Here is a 1,935-nt window from a genome sequence, read left to right on the forward strand (position 1 = left end):
CAGTTCGCTGCCGCCTTGGCCTTGTTTGCCGAGCAGGGCCATCTCCATGTGGGGCAGGCCGGTGCGGCTGGGGTGCCAGATTAGGCCGAGTCGTATTCCAACGCTTAGCGAATCATCTTCTGGGCGAATGCCCGTGCTACCGGTTGTTTTCCAGGGGAAGGTGACGATGCCACCACAGTAGCTGGGTCGATGGAGGTGGACCTGTTGAGTTATTCGATTGAAGCGAATAAGCAGATGCCGACTGGTCAGCATTTCCAGTCGCGAGATTTTTACGCCGTACTTCAGGTAAAAATACAATGCTGCTCCTGAAGCTGAAGCCAAGAGAGCTGTAAGTAGGAGTGCTATAAAGGAGATTGAATAAGGTTGGGTGATATCAAGCCAGATGGAACCGACAGCTATGCCGGTTCCGAAAATTATCCCAGGCAGCACTCCGCCGATCGTGACTAGCGTAATGAGGCCGCGCTTCTCTTCTGAACCGCCACAGCGCATTTCTATGTAGGTTTCATTGAATGCATAAACAGGGCCGCGTATGAGGGGGGCTTCACTTACCTGGCAAAAATGAATCTCTTCATTCAGGTCGCCTTCATAAAAATCTCTATGTGCGCGCTTCTCTGCTGGTGTCATCCCTGCTTCGTACGTTCTACGTGCAGCTTCTGGCTGAGTTGCCATCTGCCAGAATCCCCATTCGATAAGATACATTATAAAACCTCGCCGATAGCAGAATGTAGGGCGCTCCGTTCTTCCTGCTCTTCATAGGGCTTGATATTTTTATGAGTTCGGAAGCAGCTACGTTTGCACCACTTCTCTAACGCGTCATCTTCCAGAATATAGATTATGAGTGTCAGGATGAGTCCGATCCAAAATGCACCCAAGACTAAACGTGCAAGCAGTAGGCGAGCAGCTTGTGTTCCCAGTTTATTGGCGAGCGCGCCCATGGATGTTGTCATCATTCTCACAAGTTTTGTTTTGGCATTCTGAGATAGATGGTCAAAAAGAGGTTTTGCGATTGCAATGGCTGTTCCTGCTTCCGCCAGCGAGATTGTAATAGTTGCCAGTGCCCGCGATGCGTATGCGAGTGCCAGCGTTCTAGGTTTTTTTGTACTTTGTTCGGTAAGGTTTTGCTGGCGGTATACTAACTGCTGAGCCGCATCGGCGAAGTCCCACCAGGCGAGTACGAAACCACCTGTCACAGCTAAACTGGCGCCCCATAGTTTCAAACGCCCTAAAGCGGCCGCTGCTCCTCGTCCGGTCACACTGTTCGCGCCGTACCGCGCGACCACCTGGTCCACATAGCTGGCTCCAACTTCAAAGCCCGCCGCTGCCGTGGTCATCGCGGCCGCCAGGAGTTCGGTCTTCACCCGCGCATCACTGTCAGGCAGTTCGCGCGCTTTGAAGGCCATCAGCATCCCTTCCAGCAGGCACACCAGCCCGGAGACACGCACTTTGTAGAAGTCACTGTTACGGGCCTGCATCAACCCTTCAGCCCAGGCCTGGTCGAGGTACCTTGATACCTGGCCTGCACTGCGTTTTGGGTTAATGGGCTGCCCGCTACGTGCAGCTTCACTCAGGCGAATATCGACAGCCGTTTCATGCACCGAAGCGAACAAGGTCAGCCGCAAACCCTGGTGCAGTGCGCGGTCCATGCTGTTGGGGGTCGCGGTGCGCAGCACTTGCCGCCCCAGCGCGACGTACCAGGCATACAGGCCGATGCTGGCCGTGCTGCTCTGTGCCTGCATCTGTTCGTACAGGGTGTTGATGCGCCCAAAGGCATTGGCAGCGGCATGGGCTTGCCTGGCAAGTGCTTCCGGCAGGGCGAAGGATGACGCTGACTGTGGTTCGCTTTTAGCCGCTTCCAGCAGCGCCGCCAGTGCTTCCCGCAGGTCCTCCTGGTTGTAGGTGATGCCGCGTATTGCAAGGTTGCCCCGGTCTGCCACG

Annotated in this window: 2 pseudogenes; both read right to left on the minus strand. The window is 55.0% G+C overall.

From position 1 onward, the window contains the following. Positions 1-699, minus strand: a pseudogene (locus ACTJJN_RS26950) (DUF6708 domain-containing protein); the annotation flags it as partial. Further along, positions 699-1,935, minus strand: a pseudogene (locus tag ACTJJN_RS26955) (T6SS effector BTH_I2691 family protein); the annotation flags it as partial. The pseudogenes ACTJJN_RS26955 and ACTJJN_RS26950, both read right to left, overlap by 1 nt.

Source organism: Pseudomonas sp. 22515, assembly GCF_052044625.1.
Lineage (GTDB): Bacteria > Pseudomonadota > Gammaproteobacteria > Pseudomonadales > Pseudomonadaceae > Aquipseudomonas > Aquipseudomonas alloputida.